The organism is Streptomyces sp. JHA26, from assembly GCF_002005565.1.
Classification (GTDB): Bacteria; Actinomycetota; Actinomycetes; order Streptomycetales; family Streptomycetaceae; genus Streptomyces.
Genome location: NZ_BDJC01000069.1, coordinates 1 through 15,972 on the forward strand (window position 1 = coordinate 1; position 15,972 = coordinate 15,972).

General features: G+C 72.0%; 16 protein-coding genes. 3 read left to right on the plus strand and 13 right to left on the minus strand.

Translation table 11 applies throughout. The features are described 5' to 3' along the window. Positions 1-623: TerD family protein (locus tag JHAT_RS29425; protein ID WP_171991122.1), on the plus strand; the 623-nt coding region annotated here is incomplete at its 5' end. 45 nt (positions 624-668) lie between these two features. On the opposite strand, the gene JHAT_RS29430 is transcribed toward JHAT_RS29425, so the two are convergent. The 4 genes from JHAT_RS29430 to JHAT_RS29445 all read right to left on the minus strand — a co-directional run bounded on the left by JHAT_RS29430 (position 669) and on the right by JHAT_RS29445 (position 6,557). Continuing rightward, the gene (locus JHAT_RS29430; protein ID WP_253195650.1) at positions 669-1,238 is read right to left on the minus strand and encodes a TetR/AcrR family transcriptional regulator; all 570 of its coding nucleotides are present in this window, start codon (positions 1,236-1,238) and stop codon (positions 669-671) included. A 95-nt stretch (positions 1,239-1,333) separates the two neighbouring features. Then, positions 1,334-2,923 carry a TROVE domain-containing protein gene (locus tag JHAT_RS29435; RefSeq protein WP_077801324.1) on the minus strand — a complete coding sequence of 530 codons (1,590 nt, stop codon included), beginning with the start codon at positions 2,921-2,923 and terminating at the stop codon, positions 1,334-1,336. A gap of 480 nt (positions 2,924-3,403) precedes the next feature. Next, positions 3,404-4,867: an alkaline phosphatase PhoX gene (locus tag JHAT_RS29440; protein ID WP_077801325.1), complete on the minus strand. Its 1,464-nt coding sequence runs from the start codon at positions 4,865-4,867 to the stop codon at positions 3,404-3,406. Between the two features lie 262 nt (positions 4,868-5,129). Then, positions 5,130-6,557 carry a hypothetical protein gene (locus JHAT_RS29445; RefSeq protein WP_077801326.1) on the minus strand — a complete coding sequence of 476 codons (1,428 nt, stop codon included), beginning with the start codon at positions 6,555-6,557 and terminating at the stop codon, positions 5,130-5,132. A gap of 278 nt (positions 6,558-6,835) precedes the next feature. Here JHAT_RS29445 and JHAT_RS29450 point away from each other — a divergent pair, with 278 nt between their 5' ends. Beyond that, a complete protein-coding gene (locus tag JHAT_RS29450; RefSeq protein ID WP_077801327.1) occupies positions 6,836-8,662 on the plus strand; it encodes an endonuclease/exonuclease/phosphatase family protein in 1,827 nt (608 codons plus the stop codon). Between the two features lie 21 nt (positions 8,663-8,683). On the opposite strand, the gene JHAT_RS29455 is transcribed toward JHAT_RS29450, so the two are convergent. The 3 genes from JHAT_RS29455 to JHAT_RS29465 all read right to left on the minus strand — a co-directional run bounded on the left by JHAT_RS29455 (position 8,684) and on the right by JHAT_RS29465 (position 10,473). Continuing rightward, positions 8,684-9,382 carry an antibiotic biosynthesis monooxygenase gene (locus JHAT_RS29455; protein WP_077801328.1) on the minus strand — a complete coding sequence of 233 codons (699 nt, stop codon included), beginning with the start codon at positions 9,380-9,382 and terminating at the stop codon, positions 8,684-8,686. A gap of 147 nt (positions 9,383-9,529) precedes the next feature. Beyond that, on the minus strand, positions 9,530-10,069 hold the full coding sequence (locus tag JHAT_RS29460) for a DUF3618 domain-containing protein (RefSeq protein WP_077801329.1): 540 nt from the start codon (positions 10,067-10,069) through the stop codon (positions 9,530-9,532). After that, a complete protein-coding gene (locus tag JHAT_RS29465; RefSeq protein ID WP_077801355.1) occupies positions 10,066-10,473 on the minus strand; it encodes a phage holin family protein in 408 nt (135 codons plus the stop codon). The genes JHAT_RS29460 and JHAT_RS29465 overlap by 4 nt, the downstream gene beginning before the upstream one ends. Before the next feature lie 155 nt (positions 10,474-10,628). Here JHAT_RS29465 and dapA point away from each other — a divergent pair, with 155 nt between their 5' ends. After that, a complete protein-coding gene (dapA, locus tag JHAT_RS29470) occupies positions 10,629-11,588 on the plus strand; it encodes a 4-hydroxy-tetrahydrodipicolinate synthase (RefSeq protein WP_077801330.1) in 960 nt (319 codons plus the stop codon). Here dapA and dapD read toward each other — a convergent pair whose 3' ends face one another. From dapD to sufC, 6 genes are all read right to left on the minus strand, one after another. Next, positions 11,589-12,578 (minus strand): 2,3,4,5-tetrahydropyridine-2,6-dicarboxylate N-succinyltransferase, encoded by a 990-nt coding sequence (gene dapD, locus JHAT_RS29475; RefSeq protein ID WP_077801331.1) that lies wholly within the window; start codon positions 12,576-12,578, stop codon positions 11,589-11,591. 154 nt (positions 12,579-12,732) lie between these two features. After that, positions 12,733-13,053 (minus strand): multidrug efflux SMR transporter, encoded by a 321-nt coding sequence (locus JHAT_RS29480; protein ID WP_077801332.1) that lies wholly within the window; start codon positions 13,051-13,053, stop codon positions 12,733-12,735. Between the two features lie 84 nt (positions 13,054-13,137). Further along, on the minus strand, positions 13,138-13,470 hold the full coding sequence (locus JHAT_RS29485; RefSeq protein ID WP_077801333.1) for a metal-sulfur cluster assembly factor: 333 nt from the start codon (positions 13,468-13,470) through the stop codon (positions 13,138-13,140). Continuing rightward, on the minus strand, positions 13,467-13,937 hold the full coding sequence (gene sufU, locus JHAT_RS29490; protein WP_077801334.1) for a Fe-S cluster assembly sulfur transfer protein SufU: 471 nt from the start codon (positions 13,935-13,937) through the stop codon (positions 13,467-13,469). Before sufU ends, JHAT_RS29485 begins: the two co-directional genes overlap by 4 nt. Before the next feature lie 17 nt (positions 13,938-13,954). Beyond that, positions 13,955-15,211, minus strand: coding sequence for a cysteine desulfurase (locus JHAT_RS29495; RefSeq protein ID WP_077801335.1), 1,257 nt, complete (start codon positions 15,209-15,211; stop codon positions 13,955-13,957). Continuing rightward, positions 15,208-15,972 carry a Fe-S cluster assembly ATPase SufC gene (gene sufC / locus JHAT_RS29500; protein WP_077801336.1) on the minus strand — a complete coding sequence of 255 codons (765 nt, stop codon included), beginning with the start codon at positions 15,970-15,972 and terminating at the stop codon, positions 15,208-15,210. The genes JHAT_RS29495 and sufC overlap by 4 nt, the downstream gene beginning before the upstream one ends.

Genomic DNA, 15,972 nt, shown 5'->3' on the forward strand with positions numbered 1-15,972 from the left:
CCGCCGCTCCCCCGGCGCCGCCGGCCCCGCCCGCGCCCGGCACCGGGAAGGTCAACCTCGACAAGGGCCGGGTCAGCCTCCAGAAGAACCAGACCGTCTCCCTGGTCAAGGGCGGCCGGCCGCTGCTGTCCCAGGTCAGGATGGGCCTCGGCTGGGAGCCCGCGTACCGCGGCAAGGACATCGACCTGGACGCCTCGGTCATCGCCTACGGCCCGCAGCGCAACCACATCGACAGCTGCTACTTCGGCAAGCTCCAGATCGTGGGCGGCGCGATCCGCCACTCCGGCGACAATCTGACCGGCGAGGGCGGCGGGGACGACGAGGTGATCACCGTCGACCTCGGCCGGCTCCCCGCGGACGTCACCGGCCTGGTCTTCACGGTGAACTCCTTCTCCGGCCAGAAGTTCACCGAGGTCGCCAAGGCCTACTGCCGCCTCCTCGACGGCACGACCGGCGAGGAACTGGTCCGCTTCGACCTCACCGGCGCCGAACCGCAGACCGGCGTGATGATGGCGAAGCTGATCCGTCAGTTCTCCGGCGAGTGGGAGATGACCGCCATGGGCGACTTCATCAAGTCCCGCACGGTCCGGGGCATGGTGAAGCCGGCGGCCCAGGCGCTGTAGGCGGACCGGGCACAGGGCCGTGCCTCCCCGGACCCCGGCGCGGCCCTACGCCCGCAACCCGTCGACCACCAGGGAGAGATACCGCCGCACGGACGTCCCGTCCTCCGGGCCGGCCATCTCGGACGCCGTCACCACGCCGTGCACCAGCCGCAGCACCTCGACGGGCTCGACGTCGCGTCGCAGCGCGCCCTCGTCCTGCGCCGCCCGCACCAGCCGCGTCGCCGCCCCGCGCACGCAGTCGCCGCAGGCCGCGCCCACCGCGGCGTCGCCGCCGGTGACGGCCGTGCCCAGCAGTGCCTTCAGCGCGCTCATCTGGAGCATCCCGACGGCGAGTTCGCCGAGCCACGCCACCAGCGCCTCGCCGGCCGGCCGTCCGGCCGCGATCACGTCGGCACGGGCGGCGATCGCCTCGATCCGCTCCAGGTAGGCGGCCTCCAGCAACGCCTGCCGTGTCGGGAAGTGCCGGTACAGGGTGCCGACGCCGACCCCGGCACGCTTGGCGATGTCGTCCAGCGAGGCGCCCTCGCCGCGCTCGGCGAAGGCCGCGACGGCCACCGCGAGCAGCCGCTCACGATTGCGCCGGGCATCCGCCCGCATGGGCCTGACCTGCGCCACCCCACTACTCCCTGCCCGCCGAGGACCTCCCCGGCAGCCTACCGCGCGGGGCCGGCGCGGCCCGGGTCGCTCCGGAGGTCCGGCCGTCCGGCGGCTCAGGCGGCCGCATCCCAGGGCCAGTCGGCGTCCCGGGCCGCCTCGAGCAGCGGCACCATCCGGAAGGCCGCGTCCGTCAGGCCCCCGAAGGTGTGCCGGTTCGCCCGGCCCGACGGACCGTGGCCCGCCCGGTACCCGGCGAGGTTCCAGGTGTAGACCGGCACGTCCGCCGGGACCTGCTCGGTCGGGTCACCGTGCCTGCTGTACGCGTACTGCTCGTCGGTGACGATCAGCACCCGGTCGTGCCGCTTGCAGTGGCGCCGTACCGCCTCGGTGGTGTCGGTGCCGCCGAGGTCGCCGAAGCGGTCCAGCACCTTCAGCACCGACTCGCCCTTGCGGTACCTCACGCGGTTGCTCGACGAACCGAACTCCACCAGGTCGGCGTGGGCCGCCCGCAGTGCCAGCGCCGTGCCGAAGACCGCCGCCGCGTCGGCCCGGGTCAGCTCGGAGCGGTCCGACATCCGCGAGTGGAACATCGAGCCCGACCGGTCCACGAGGACCAGCGTCCGGCCTCCCAGCGCGGGCACGTTGGCCAGCGAGTGGCCGAGCGCCTGCTCCAGCGGGTACGACCAGCGCAGCGACGGTGCGTGCCGGTACGCGGCGAGGTAGCGGAAGGGGAACTGCCGCGAGCGCGCCACCTCGTCCGGGTCGCTGATCCGGGCGGCGACCTGAGCCGCGACCTCGTCCGAGACGCCGGCCTCGTCGAAGTTGCGCAGGTTGCGCGTCAGCGCCATCGCTCCCATGGACGGGATGACCGCTTCCCAGGCGGCCTTGTCCATGGGGCCCTGGAGCCAGCCGGCCAGCATCTCCCACGTGATGCCCGCCGCCGCGAGCCGCTCGGCACCGTCGGGTGCGGTGACGACCGCGCGCCGCCGCTCGACGAGCAGCGCCATCAGCTCGCGGTGGGCGGTCAGGACGCGGTTCGACGCGGGCGGCACCGCGGTGTCGGGGTTGTGCCGGCGGTCCAGCGCGTACTGGAACAGCTCGCCCTGCCACGGCTTGTCCGGGTCCGGCGCCGCGTGCACCAGGTTGAGGATGTCGCCGAAGCGGTACCCCTTGGACGCGGTGTCGTACTTCAGCAGCGACTTGCCGTGGTAGAGCCGCCGCACGGCGTCGGCGATCCCCCGCTTGACCGGCTTGGGCACGGCGCGGCCGTAGGTGGCCGTCCAGTAGGCGAGCAGCTCGCCGGGCTCGTCGGGACGCCGCAGGACGGAGGCGACGACCTGCCGGTTCGACGGTCCGTCGATGGCGCCGGCGTCGAGCCGCGCCTTGACGTACTCGGCGGCACCGACGATCGACGCGGTGCGCAGGTTGCCTTCACCGCGCAGCCAGCCGAGCAGGCCGGCCGTCCAGGACGGGTCGCGGAGGGCGAGTTCGCGCACGAGCGCGGCGAACCGGTCGTCGCGGTCGGCGCCGGACTCGTAGAAGGTCTGCTGCGACACGAAGTTGCCGACCGCGAGCAGGAAGAGTTCGGAGCGCGGGTCGCGCTCGTGGCCCCGGCCGCCCTGATGGGTGGTGAGGACGCGGCCCGTCGACGTCACGCGCGAGGTGGGCTGCGCCTTCGCGGCCTTGGTGTTGAAGCGCGCCATGGTGAATTCCCCCGAATTCCAGGATGCTTTCGGAGGGAGACGCAGCAGGAGGAGGGTGCCCGAGGTCGAAATCGGCGACGGGAACATTTCGAATGCTCTACCCGATTGAGCTACACCGACCCGAAGTCGATGACGGGATTCGAACCCGCAACCGTCCGATCAAAGGAAGTATCCGCTGCCTGCGCACCGGGCACCGCTCCGACTGCTGCGCCTCCCGAGATCAGGTGGGCAGCGGCATGGGATTCTTTTTGCAGAAGAAGTAGCCGCGGCCCGCGCACCGGGAGGTGCGTGAAGTCATGTGTGTCCAGAGTTCGGGTCGGCGGAACCGACAAGGTGCTCCAGCCCCTGAGCTACACCGGCGCGTTGTGCCGGAGACGGGACTCGAACCCGTGACCGCCCCATGATGAGTGGAAGTAGGTCCTGCCTTCGCACCTGGACGTTCATCACTCTAAAGGGGTGGTCACGGGTCGGGCGAGCGAATTAATGGCCGCGCTTCTGCCGCTTCCACGGCCCCGTGATCGCCAGCATGATGCCGGGCGTCTGGATGTTGGCGTACAGGGTGCGGCCGTCGGGCGAGAAGGTGACGCCGGTGAACTCGCTGTACTCGGGCTCCTCCTCGGTCCCGATGTTCAGCTCGTTGCGGGCGATGGGGTAGGTGCGGCCGCTGTCGGTGGCGCCGAACAGGTGCTGCACGCCTTCGCCGTCCTCGGCGATGACGAGGCCGCCGTAGGGCGAGACGGTGATGTTGTCGGGGCCGTCGAAGGCACCGTCGGCGGAGGGGTCGGGGTTGACGCCGAGGAGGACCTTCAGGGTGAGGGTGCGGCGCTTGGGGTCGTAGAACCAGACCTGGCCGTCGTGCTGCCGGGGGCTCTCGTCACGGGCGAAGGAGGAGACGACGTAGGCGCCGCCGTCGGCCCACCACATGCCCTCCAGCTTGCGGGCGCGGGTGACCTGGCCGTCGGTGAACTGCTTGCGCACGGAGGTGGTCTTCGCGTCCCGGTCGGGGACCTCGACCCAGTCGACGCCGTAGACGGTGCCGGTCCTCGTGGCGCGGGAGAGGTCGTCGACGAACGTGCCGCCGGAGTCGAAGCACTTGAACGCCTCGAGGACGCCGGCGTCGTCGGCGAGGGTGCGCAGCCGGCCCCGGCCGTGCCGGAAGCCCTCCGGCGGGGTCCAGCGGTAGAACAGGCCGTTGGGGCCGGAGGCGTCCTCGGTGAGGTACGCGTGCCCGCGCTTGGGGTCGATGACGACGGCTTCGTGGGCGTAGCGGCCGAGCGCCTTGATCGGCTTGGGGTTCCGGTTGGCGCGGCGGTCCTCGGGGTCGACCTCGAAGACGTAGCCGTGGTCCTTGGTCATGCCGTTCCGGCCGGCCTTGTCCTCGGTCTCCTCGCAGGTCAGCCAGGTGCCCCACGGGGTGCTGCCGCCCGCGCAGTTGGTGGCGGTGCCGGCGATGCCGACCCACTCGGCGACGTGGCCGCCGCGGCGGACCTCGACGACCGTGCAGCCGCCGGCGGCCGCCGGGTCGTAGACGAGGCCCTCGGTGAGCGGCACGGGGTGCGGCCAGTTGGCGCGGGGGCCGGCGAGTTCGTGGTTGTTGACCAGGAGGGTGGTGCCGCGCGGTCCCTCGAAGGTGGCGGTGCCGTCGTGGTTGGAGGGGGTGTACTCGCCCGTCTCCAGCTTGGTCCGGCCGCTGTAGGTGACGATCTCGTAGCGGAAGCCGGCGGGCAGGGCGAGGATGCCGTCCAGGTCGGGGACCAGCGGACCGTAGCCGACGCCGCCGTGGTCATGACCATGGCCGTGGCCGTGCTCGTGACCCGCGCTCTCGGTGTCGGTGGACGCGAGGGCCTGCGGGGCGGTGGCGAGGGCGCCGACACTGCCCGCCAGCACGACTCCGGCACCGGTGAGTGCGGATCTGCTGGCGAAGTCCCTGCGGGTGAGCGACATGGTGTCTCCTGTGACGATGAGCGTGCCGTGGAGGGTGGCGGACCTCGGTTCGGCGTCACGTTGTCGCCCACGTCTGAACAACACCTGAACTGCACGCGACCGCCCCCTGCCCACTTGCGTGAATCCGCCCCAGGGGCGGCACGGGTGGGCGCCGAGGGCGCCCCCTCCGAGGGGAGACACCCCGTGGGCGCCGGGCCGCGTCACCCGCCCCGGCCGGTCGCGACGCCGGGTCCGCCGCGGCCCGCCCGGGCCGGAGCCCCGCTCAACCCCCCTGCTGGGACCTCGCCTTGAACGCCGCCTTACGCGCCTCCTTGGCCACCTTCTTGTCGGGGTGCAGCCGCCCCATCGCCTCCAGCACGTCCGCCGTCGCCGGGTGTTCGACACGCCACGCGGTGTCGAAGAACCCGCTGTGCTGCCTGGCCAGCCCCTGCACGAGGGCCCGCAGTTCCTCGGAGTTGCCCTCGGCGGCGAGCTGCGCGGCCACCGTGTCGATGGTCAGCCAGAAGACCATCTCCTGCGGCGGCGCCGGCACGTCGCGGGCCCCGTGCTCGGTCAGCCAGACCCGGGCCAGGCCCCCGAGCTCCGCGTCGCCGAGGACCTCCCGCAGCGCGGGCTCGGCCCCGGCGCCGACCAGGGACAGCGCCTGCTGGCAGCGCAGCCGGCGCAGGGGCGCGCCGGGGTCCGAGCCGCGGGCCGCGGCCAGCAGTTCGCGCGCCGCGGCGAGCGGTTCGCGGCGGGCCAGCCACAGCTCGGTCTCGGCGTGGGCCGACGCCGGCGGGAAGGACGCCGTGCCGTCCAGGAGCGCGTCGGCGCCCTTGTCGGCGAGGTCGCCGACGACGGGCACCTCGAAGCCGGCCTCCAGCAGCCGGGTGCGCAGTCCGTACAGTCCGAGCGGGGTGAGCCGGACCATGCCGTAGCGGGCGACGTCGGTCTCGTCGACGGGCGCCGCGGGCTCCTCGTCCGCGTCGGTCATCAGGGCCTCGTCCACCGGCCGGTACGTGACGAGGCCGATGGGCTCCAGCAGCCGGAACTGGTCGTCCAGCCGCATCATCGCGTCCGAGACCTGCTCCAGCACGTCGTTGGTGGGCTCGGTCATGTCGCCGGGGACGATGACGGACGCGGCCAGCGCGGGCAGCGGCACCGCGGTGTCGTCGGGCCCCTCCTCGCCGACGGTGAGCAGGTAGAGGTTGCCGAGCACGCCGTCGAGGAGCTCGGCCTCGGACTCCGGGTCCCAGCCGAGGGACGACAGGTCGACCTCGCCGCCCTCGGCCATCGCGTCGACCAGGTCGTCCAGGTCGGGCACGCTCGCGTCGGCGAGCACGGTCTCCAGCGCGGTGAGCCACACGCCGAGCACGTCCTGCGGGGAGCCGCCGGTGAGCAGGGCGAGGTCCTCGCCCGTCGTGACGGTGCCCTCCTCCTCGTCGGTGATCTCCACCAGCCCGGTGTCCACCGCGATCCGCCACGCCTCGCTCGCGTACGCGGCGGCGTCGTCCCCGGTCAGCCCGAGCAGCTCGGCGGCCGCCGGCAGCTGTTCCTCGACGAGTCCGCCCCCGGCGTCGACGCGGGTGTCCGGCCCGGCCCAGCGGGCGAGCCGGGCGGCCCGGGAGAGCACCGGCGTGGACAGCGCGTCGCGGGCCAGCTCCGCTTCGGGTCGCAGCCGTGCGGGCGGCAGGGTGGAGCTGTCTGACATCGGCTGTTTCTCCTCGCGCGCCTCGACCGCCGTACGGCCGTCCTTGCTGCCGTACGGCTCAGCCGCTCAGCCTAGACGGGTTTCCACCGATGCCGCCCGGTTCATCTCCCCGTCGGGTGCCGTACATGGCCGAAACCTTGACAACCGGCCTGAGCAGGCAGGAGATTGACGCGCGTAGAAAGCGGGGGACAAGTGTTCACCCAGGTCCGTGCGGACCCTTCGGTCCCTCGCTTCCCACCCTCGTCCCGGCGCTCTGTCTCGTCCCCGGAGGGATCCCGTTGGCCAGCAAGTCCTCCGCGCGCCTCGCCGCGCTCACCGTCGCCGCCGTCTGCTCGGCTGCGTCCACCGTCGTCCTCACCTCGCCCGCGCACGCCGACTCGGTGCGCATCCACGACGTCCAGGGCACGACCCGGCTGTCGCCGTACGCCGGCAAGCAGGTCACGGACGTGGCCGGAATCGTCACCGGCGTCCGCGGCTACGGCTCCTCCAGAGGCTTCTGGATGCAGGACCCGCGGCCGGACACGGATCCGGCCACCAGCGAGGGCGTCTTCGTCTTCACGAGCTCCACGCCGAAGGTCGCCGTCGGTGACGCGGTCACCGTCTCCGGCACGGTCTCGGAGTTCGTCCCGGGCGGCACCTCGTCCGGCAACCAGTCGCTGACCGAGATCACCCGCCCGACGGTCACCGTCGTCTCGAGCGGCAACGCGGTCCCGGCCGCGACGACCGTCTCCGCCCGGTCCGTGCCGCGCGCCTACGCCCCCGAGGGCGACCCGGCCGCGAACGGCTCGGTCAACGCCCTGCCGCTGCGTCCGGCGCGGTACGCCCTGGACTACTACGAGTCCCTGGAGGGCATGAACGTCCGGGTCGCCGACGCCCGCGTGGTCGGCGCCTCGGACCCGTACACCGAGCTGTGGGTCACGGTGAAGCCGTGGGAGAACGCCAACCGGCGCGGCGGCACGGTCTACGGCTCCTACGACTCCCGGAACACCGGCCGGCTGCAGATCCAGTCCCTGGGCAAGCCGGCCGACTTCCCCGAGGCCACCGTCGGCGACACCCTCGCCGGCACGACCGCCGGCCCGCTGGACTACAACCAGTACGGCGGCTACACGCTGGTCGCGAGCGAGATCGGCACCCTGGAGAGCGGGGGCACCGAGCGCGAGTCGACGCGCGCGCAGAGCGGCCGCGAGCTGGCGGTGGCGACGTACAACGTCGAGAACCTCGACCCGTCCGACGGCACCTTCGCCGCGCACGCCGACGCGATCGTGCACCACCTGAAGTCGCCCGACATCGTGTCCCTGGAGGAGATCCAGGACAACAACGGCGCCGAGGACGACGGCACGGTGGCCGCCGACGCGACGGTCGGCAAGCTGATCGACGCGATCGTCGCGGCGGGCGGCCCGCGCTACGAGTGGCGGGGCATCGACCCGGTCGACAAGGCGGACGGCGGCGAGCCCGGCGGCAACATCCGCCAGGCGTTCCTGTTCAACCCGGAGCGGGTCTCCTTCACCGACCGCGCGGCCGGCGACGCGACCACCGCGACCGGGGTGGCGAAGGTGCGCGGCAAGGCGGTGCTCACGCACTCCCCCGGCCGCGTCGACCCGGCGAACACGGCCTGGGAGAACAGCCGCAAGCCGCTGGTCGGCGAGTTCGTCTTCCGCGGCCGGACGGTCTTCGTCATCGCCAACCACTTCAACTCCAAGGGCGGCGACCAGGGCCTGACCGCGCAGTACCAGCCGCCGGCGCGCAGCTCGGAGACGCAGCGTCACCTCCAGGCGAAGGCGGTGAACACCTTCGTCAAGGAGATCCTGGCCGCCCAGAAGAACGCGGACGTCATCGCCCTCGGCGACATCAACGACTTCGAGTTCTCCGGGACGACGAAGATCCTGGAGGACGGCGGCGCCCTGTGGTCGGCGGTCAAGTCGCTGCCGCGGAGCGAGCGTTACTCGTACGTCTACCAGGGCAACAGCCAGGCCCTCGACCAGATCCTGGTCAGCCCGTCGATCCGCCGCGGTGGGCACCTGTCCTACGACAGCGTGCACATCAACGCCGAGTTCCCCGACCAGATCAGCGACCACGACCCGCAGGTGCTGCGGTTCCGTCCGTAACCGGTCCGCCGGGGGGCGGGTTCAGCGCGGCACCAGGCCGAGGGCGTGGTCGTAGCGCTCGACCGTGCTGCTCCTCAGCCCCGGCCAGTTCTGCACCCGCTCCCACAGGACGGTCGCGGATCCGATGCCCTCGCCCGGTGCGACGAGGGCGTCGAGGTGGGCCTGGGCACTCTCCCACTCGGCGTAGTTGAGGACGCGGGTGCCGTCGGTGCTGAGGTGGAAGTGGGCGGAGACACCGCCGGGGGCGGGCTCGGTCTCGCCGGCCAGGGCGTCGAACACGGCGTCGACCCAGGCGCGTTGCCGGGCGGGGTCGGGTCCCTCGAACTCGACGCCGACGATGACGACGCACCCCGGGACCGGGCCCTGGGCGCGGGTGCCGCTGCGGTAGCGCCGGTACCGTCCGAGGCCGAGCCGTTCGATGCCCGGCACGGCGGTGTCGATCTCGTCGACGCGCTCCTGCCGGTGCGTCTTGACGAAGGCCTCGTACGCCTGCTCGCTCGCCCACTGCGAGTGGTGCAGGAGGGTGCTGCCGTCGTGGCCGGTGTAGACGTGGTAGCTCAGCAGGTCCTCGGCGGGCCAGGGGCGGCGCTCCCAGGTGCGGGCGATGGCGTCGACGGTCCGTCGCTGCCGCTCGGGGGTGCCGACGCGCCAGGTGCTGAAGAAGGGGGCCTGCACGTCGGGGTGTTCGAGGTCGGGGTGTGCGTCGGTACGGCGGGTCATGCCGGCCTCCACTGGTCGGTGGTCGTCGGGTGCACGCACCACCCTCCGACCTCGACCAAGGTTGAGGTCAAGTCCGGTCCGACGGCATCGGAACGGGAACGGCGAGGGGCCCGCACACGGAGACCCCTCGTCGCACCGTCTCCGGGGTCAGCAGTGCGCGTGCCGTCGGCGCACCAGCACACCCGCCGCGACCACCGCACCGGCCGCCGCGCCGGCGAGGAGCACCGGACGCGGATGCCGCTTCCCGGCCCGGACCACGCCGCGCACCCGCTCGGGCACGGGCTGCCGGGCCCGGTGCTGGGCGGTGTGGCCGGTGTGGCCGGCCTTCTCCTGCACGGCGTGACCGGCCCGTCCCGCCTTTTCCTGCACGGTGTGACCGGCCCGTCCCGCCTTCTCCTGCACGGTGTGACCGGCCCGTCCCGCCTTCTCCTGCACGGTGTGACCGGCCTGCGCGGCGGAACTGCGCAGCTGCACGGTCATGGCACCGGCCTTGTCCCTGAGGTCGGCGGCCCGGGCCTTGGCGCGGCCCTTCACGTCCGCCTTCCCCGCCAGCTCCTCCACGGTCTCACCGAGCTGGCTGCGGGTCTGCTCGATCTGCCGTCGCAGCTCGTCGGGCCCCTTGGCCCCGCCGGTCGGCTGCGCGGTGGAGCCGGTCCTCGCGCCGTCTCCGCTCGTCGCGTCGGTCATCGATGCGCCCTTTCCCTGATCTCGTCCACGTCGGCCCTGACGCTGCCGAGGGTCTGCTCGGGCTTGGGGGGTGCGGCTCGGCGGAGCTGGGCGCGGCCGGTCATGGCCAGGACACCTGCGATCACGAAGAGCACCGCCGTCACGATGAGCGCCGCGGCCCAGACGGGCAGCGCCAGCGAGAGTGCGGCGACGGCCGTGCCGGCCAGGGCGAACAGGCCGACGTAGGCGATGGCGCCCGCGGCACCGAGCATTCCGCCGCCGCGCCCGGCGCGCTTGCCCTTCTCGGCCAGCTCCATCTTGGCGAGGGCCACTTCCTGGCGCACGAGCCGGGAGAGCTGTTCGGTGGCCTGCCCGACGAGTTCACCCACGGAGTGGTGCTCGTCGTGCACCGGCCTGGTGTGCATGGTGGTCACAGCGTTCCGCCTCCTCTCGGTTCGGAGGAATCCGGGTACCCCCGCTCGACGACCGCTACCCCCACCCCCACCTCTCAGCAACTCTTACCCGTGTCTCGTAGGAGATTTAAGTAGAGCTACGCGATCCGGTCGCCGACACTGCTCCCATGACGACTGACGGCCCCACCGCCCCCATGCGCCCTCCCCGCCCCTTCGGCCGCGCCCTGTGCGCCATGGTCACCCCCTTCACCGGGACGGGGGCGCTCGACCTCGACGGCGCCCAACGGCTCGCGGACGCACTGGTGTCGCGGGGCTGCGACGGCCTGGTGCTGTCCGGTACGACGGGCGAGTCGCCGACCACCACGGACGCGGAGAAGGCGGCGCTGGTCACGGCGGTGCGTGAGGCGGTCGGGGGCCGGGCGGCGCTGGTCGCCGGGGTGGGCACCGCCGACACCCGGCACACGGTGGAGCTGGCGCGAGCCGCCGAGAAGGCCGGCGCGGACGGCCTGCTGGTGGTCGCGCCGTACTACAGCAGGCCCCCGCAGGACGCGCTGGAGGCCCACTTCCGGGAGATCGCGGACGCCTGCGGGCTGCCCGTCATGCTCTACGACGTCCCGGGCCGCACCGGCACCCGCATCGAGCCCGACACGATCGTCCGGCTGGCCGGACATCCCCGCGTCGTGGCCGTGAAGGACTGCTCCTACGACCTCCTCGGCATCCAGAAGGTGCTCTCCCGCACGGACCTGGCGTACTACGCGGGCTGCGACGAACAGATCCTCGCCCTGTACGCGCTCGGCGCCGCCGGATACGTCAGCACGGTCGCGAACGTCGCACCGGAACCGTTCCGCGCCGTCCTCGACGCCTTCGACGCGGGCCGCACCCGGGAGGCGGCCCGGCTCCAGCGGCGGACGATCCCCCTCACCGAGCTGATGATGGCGTCGGACCTGCCCGGCACGGTCACCGCCAAGGCCCTCCTGAGCGCGCTGGGCCTGCCCGCGGGCCCGGTCCGTCCACCGCTGCGCCCGGCGGATTCCGACACGGCCGCCCGACTGCTGGCCGCACACACCGACCTCGCCTCCGACGCCGCTCGGTGCCGGGCTCGGCCGGGCCCGGACCGCCGCCGGTGATCAGTTGTGGCTGTGGAGCACCTCGTTCAGGCCGCCCCACACCGCGTTGTTCGGTCGGGCCTCGACCGCGCCCGTGACCGAGTTGCGGCGGAAGAGGATGTTCGAGGCGCCGGAGAGTTCGCGGGCCTTGACGATCTGGCCGTCGGGCATCGTGACGCGGGTGCCCGCGGTGACGTACAGGCCGGCCTCGACCACGCACTCGTCGCCCAGCGCGATGCCCACGCCCGCCTCGGCGCCGACCAGGCAGCGTTCGCCGATGGTGATGCGGACGTTGCCGCCGCCGGAGAGGGTGCCCATGGTGGAGGCGCCGCCGCCGATGTCGGAGCCGTCGCCGATGACGACGCCCGCGGAGATGCGGCCCTCGACCATCGAGGTGCCGAGCGTGCCGGCGTTGAAGTTGACGAAGCCCTCGTGCATGACCGTGGTGCCCGCGGCCAGGTGCGCGCCGAGGCGGACGCGGTCGGCGTCGGCGATGCGCACGCCCTTGGGGGCGACGTAGTCCGTCATGCGCGGGAACTTGTCGACCGAGGTGACCTGGAGGTGCAGGCCCTCGGCGCGGGCGTTGAGGCGGACCTTCTCGACGTCGTCCACGGCGACCGGTCCGAGCGAGGTCCAGGCGACGTTGGCGAGGTGGCCGAAGATGCCGTCCAGGTTCTGGCCGTGCGGCTCGACCAGACGGTGCGAGAGCAGGTGCAGGCGCAGGTAGACGTCGTGGGCGTCGATCGGCTTGTCGTCGAGCGAGGCGATGACCGTGCGGACCGCGACCACCTCGACGCCGCGGCGGGCGTCCGGGCCGACCGCGGCGGTGGCGCCGCCGCCGAGGAGTTCGGCGGCCTGTTCGGCGGTGAGGCGCTCGGTGCCGGAGGGACCGGGCTCGGCGGTCAGTTCGGGGGCGGGGAACCAGGTGTCGAGGACGGTGCCGTCGGCGGCGATGGTGGCGAGCCCGGCGGCCACGGCGCCGGTGGTGCGGGGAGCAGTCGTGTCGGTCATGAGGGCAACCTAACCGGCCGTCGCCCGTGGAGGCGAGCCGACCCCGCGGCCGTCTCGCGTGCCGGGCGGTACGGAGACGTCCGCGGTACCGGGACGGGCCCGTGCCGAGGCCAAGAGCGGCTTGCACCGGTGCCGGGTCCGGGGCGGCGGGGCATCAGTGCGCCCCACCCAGGTTCAGCACCACCACGCCGACGATGATCAGCGCGATCCCGGCCGCCTTGGTGAGGGTCATCCCCTCCCCCATGAACGCCACCCCGATCGTGGCGATGGCCGCGGTGCCCACCCCGGACCAGATGGCGTAGGCCGTGCCGACGGAGAGGGTCTTCAGGGTCTGGGCGAGCAGCGCGAAGGAGATCAGGTACCCGAGGGCGGTCAGCACGGAGGGCCCCGGCCGGCTGAAGCCCTCGCTGTACTTCATGGCGGTGGTCCCGGCGACCTCGGCGGCTATGGCTCCGGCCAGGAGCAGATATCCCATGGGCACGAGCGTACGCAGCGGGTCGCCGGGAGACGCCGGAACGGCGGCGCCCGAAGGCGCCGCCGTTCCTCGAAGCGGTGTGTCTCAGACGTTGAACCCGAGCGCGCGCAGCTGCTCGCGGCCGTCGTCCGTGATCTTGTCCGGGCCCCACGGCGGCATCCAGACCCAGTTGATGCGCAGCTCGTTGACGAGGCCGTCCGTGGCGGACTTGGCCTGGTCCTCGATCACGTCCGTCAGCGGACACGCCGCCGACGTCAGGGTCATGTCGACGGTCGCGATGTTCGCGTCGTCGACGTGGATGCCGTAGATCAGGCCCAGGTTGACGACGTCGATGCCCAGTTCGGGGTCGACGACGTCCATCAGGGCCTCGCGGAGCTCCTCCTCCGAGGCCGGCTTCGTCTCCACGGTCTCGCTCATGCCGTCGTCTCCTTCTCGGCGTCGGCTCCGTCCAGTGCCTGGGCGGTCGCGTCCTTCCAGGCCATCCAGCTCAGCAGGGCGCACTTGACCCGGGCCGGATACTTCGACACCCCGGCGAACGCGACCGCGTCCTCCAGGACGTCCTCCATGGCGTCGTCGGGCTCGATCTTCCCCTTGGACTGCATCAGCTCCAGGAAGGTCTCCTGGATCTTCTGCGCCTGGGTGAGGTCCTTGCCGACCAGCAGGTCGTTCAGCACGGAGGCGGACGCCTGGCTGATCGAGCAGCCGTGCCCCTCGTACGAGACGTCGCTGACCGTCGTGCCGTCGTACTTCACGCGCAGTGTGATCTCGTCACCGCACGTCGGGTTGACGTGGTGCACCTCGGCGTCGCCATCCCTCAGACCACGCCCGTGCGGGTTCTTGTAGTGGTCCAGGATGACTTCCTGGTACATGGAGTCCATCTTCATGCGATTCGCTCGTCCCGTCAGCCGAAGAAGTTCCGTACGTGCTCCAGGCCGTCGACCAGCGCGTCGATCTCGCCCGGCGTGGAGTACAGATAGAACGACGCTCGCGTGGTCGCAGGAATTCCGTACCGCAGGCAGACCGGCCGCGCGCAGTGGTGGCCGACCCGGACCGCGATGCCCTGCTCGTCCAGGACCTGGCCCACGTCGTGCGGGTGGATGTCACCCAGGGCGAAGGAGATCGCGGCGCCGCGCTCCTCGGCCGTGGTGGGGCCGATGATGCGCAGGTCGGGGACCTCCAGCAGCCGCTTGACGGCGTACTCGGTCAGCGCGTGCTCGTGGGCGAGGATCTTGTCCATGCCGATCGAGTTGAGGTAGTCGATCGCCGCGCCGAGACCGACCGCCTGCGCGATCGGGGGCGTGCCCGCCTCGAACTTGTGCGGTGCCGGGGCGTAGGTGGAGGAGTGCATCGAGACGGTCTCGATCATCTCGCCGCCGCCGAGGAACGGCGGGAGGTCCTCCAGGAGTTCCTGGCGGCCCCACAGGACGCCGATGCCGGTCGGACCGCACATCTTGTGGCCGGTGAAGGCCACGAAGTCGGCCTGGAGGGCCTGCACGTCCAGCGGCATGTGCGGCGCGGCCTGGGAGGCGTCGATGCACACGAGGGCGCCGACCTCCTGGGCGCGGCGCACGATCGCCTCGACCGGGTTCTGGGTGCCCAGGATGTTGGAGACCAGCACGAAGGAGACGATCTTGGTCTTCTCCGTGATGACCTCCTCTATGTTCGAGAGGTCCAGGCGGCCGTCGTCCGTGAGGCCGAACCAGCGGAGCTTCGCGCCCGTGCGCTGCGCGAGCAGCTGCCACGGCACGATGTTGGAGTGGTGCTCCATCTCCGTGATGACGATCTCGGTCTCGTGGTCCACGCGGTAGGGCTCGTCGGCCCAGCCCAGCATGTTCGCCACGAGGTTGAGGGACTCCGAGGCGTTCTTGGTGAAGATCACCTCGTCGCGGGAGGGCGCGTTGATGAACTCCGCGACCTTGTCCCGCGCACCCTCGTACAGTGCCGTGGCCTCCTCGGCGAGGACGTGCACGCCACGGTGGACGTTGGCGTTGTGCTGCTCGTAGTACTCGTCGAGCACGTCGATGACCTGGCGCGGGGTCTGCGAGGTCGCGGCGTTGTCGAGGTAGACGAGCTTCCTCCCGTCGTGGATCACTCGGTCCAGGATCGGGAAGTCCTTGCGGATCGCCTCGGTGTCGAGGAGGCCCGGCAGCTGTGTCACGCGGATGCGCCACCCTTCGTGTATGCCTCGTAGCCCTCTTCCTCCAGCTTGTCGGCGAGCTCGGCACCGCCGGACTCGACGATGCGGCCGGCCGAGAAGACGTGGACGTGGTCGGGCTTGATGTAGCGCAGGATGCGCGTGTAGTGCGTGATCAGCAGGGTGCCGACCTCGCCGGTCTCGCGAACGCGGTTGACGCCCTCGGAGACGACGCGCAGGGCGTCGACGTCCAGGCCGGAGTCGGTCTCGTCGAGGATCGCGACCTTCGGCTTGAGCAGCTCCAGCTGGAGGATCTCGTGGCGCTTCTTCTCACCGCCGGAGAAGCCCTCGTTGACGTTGCGCTCGGCGAAGGCGGGGTCCATGCTGAGGCGCTCCATGGCCTCCTTGACCTCCTTCACCCAGGTGCGCAGCTTGGGGGCCTCGCCGCGGACGGCGGTGGCGGAGGTGCGCAGGAAGTTGGAGACCGAGACGCCGGGGACCTCGACCGGGTACTGCATGGCGAGGAAGAGGCCGGCGCGGGCGCGCTCGTCGACGGACATCTCCAGGACGTCCTCGCCGTCGAGGGTGACGGTGCCGCCGGTGATCGTGTACTTGGGGTGACCCGCGAGCGAGTAGGCGAGGGTCGACTTGCCGGAGCCGTTGGGGCCCATGATGGCGTGCGTCTCGCCCTGCTTCACGGTGAGGTCGACGCCCTTGAGGATCTCCTTCGTGGCGTTGTCGGCCTCGACGGTGACGTGCAGGTCTCGGATTTCAAGCGTTGCCAT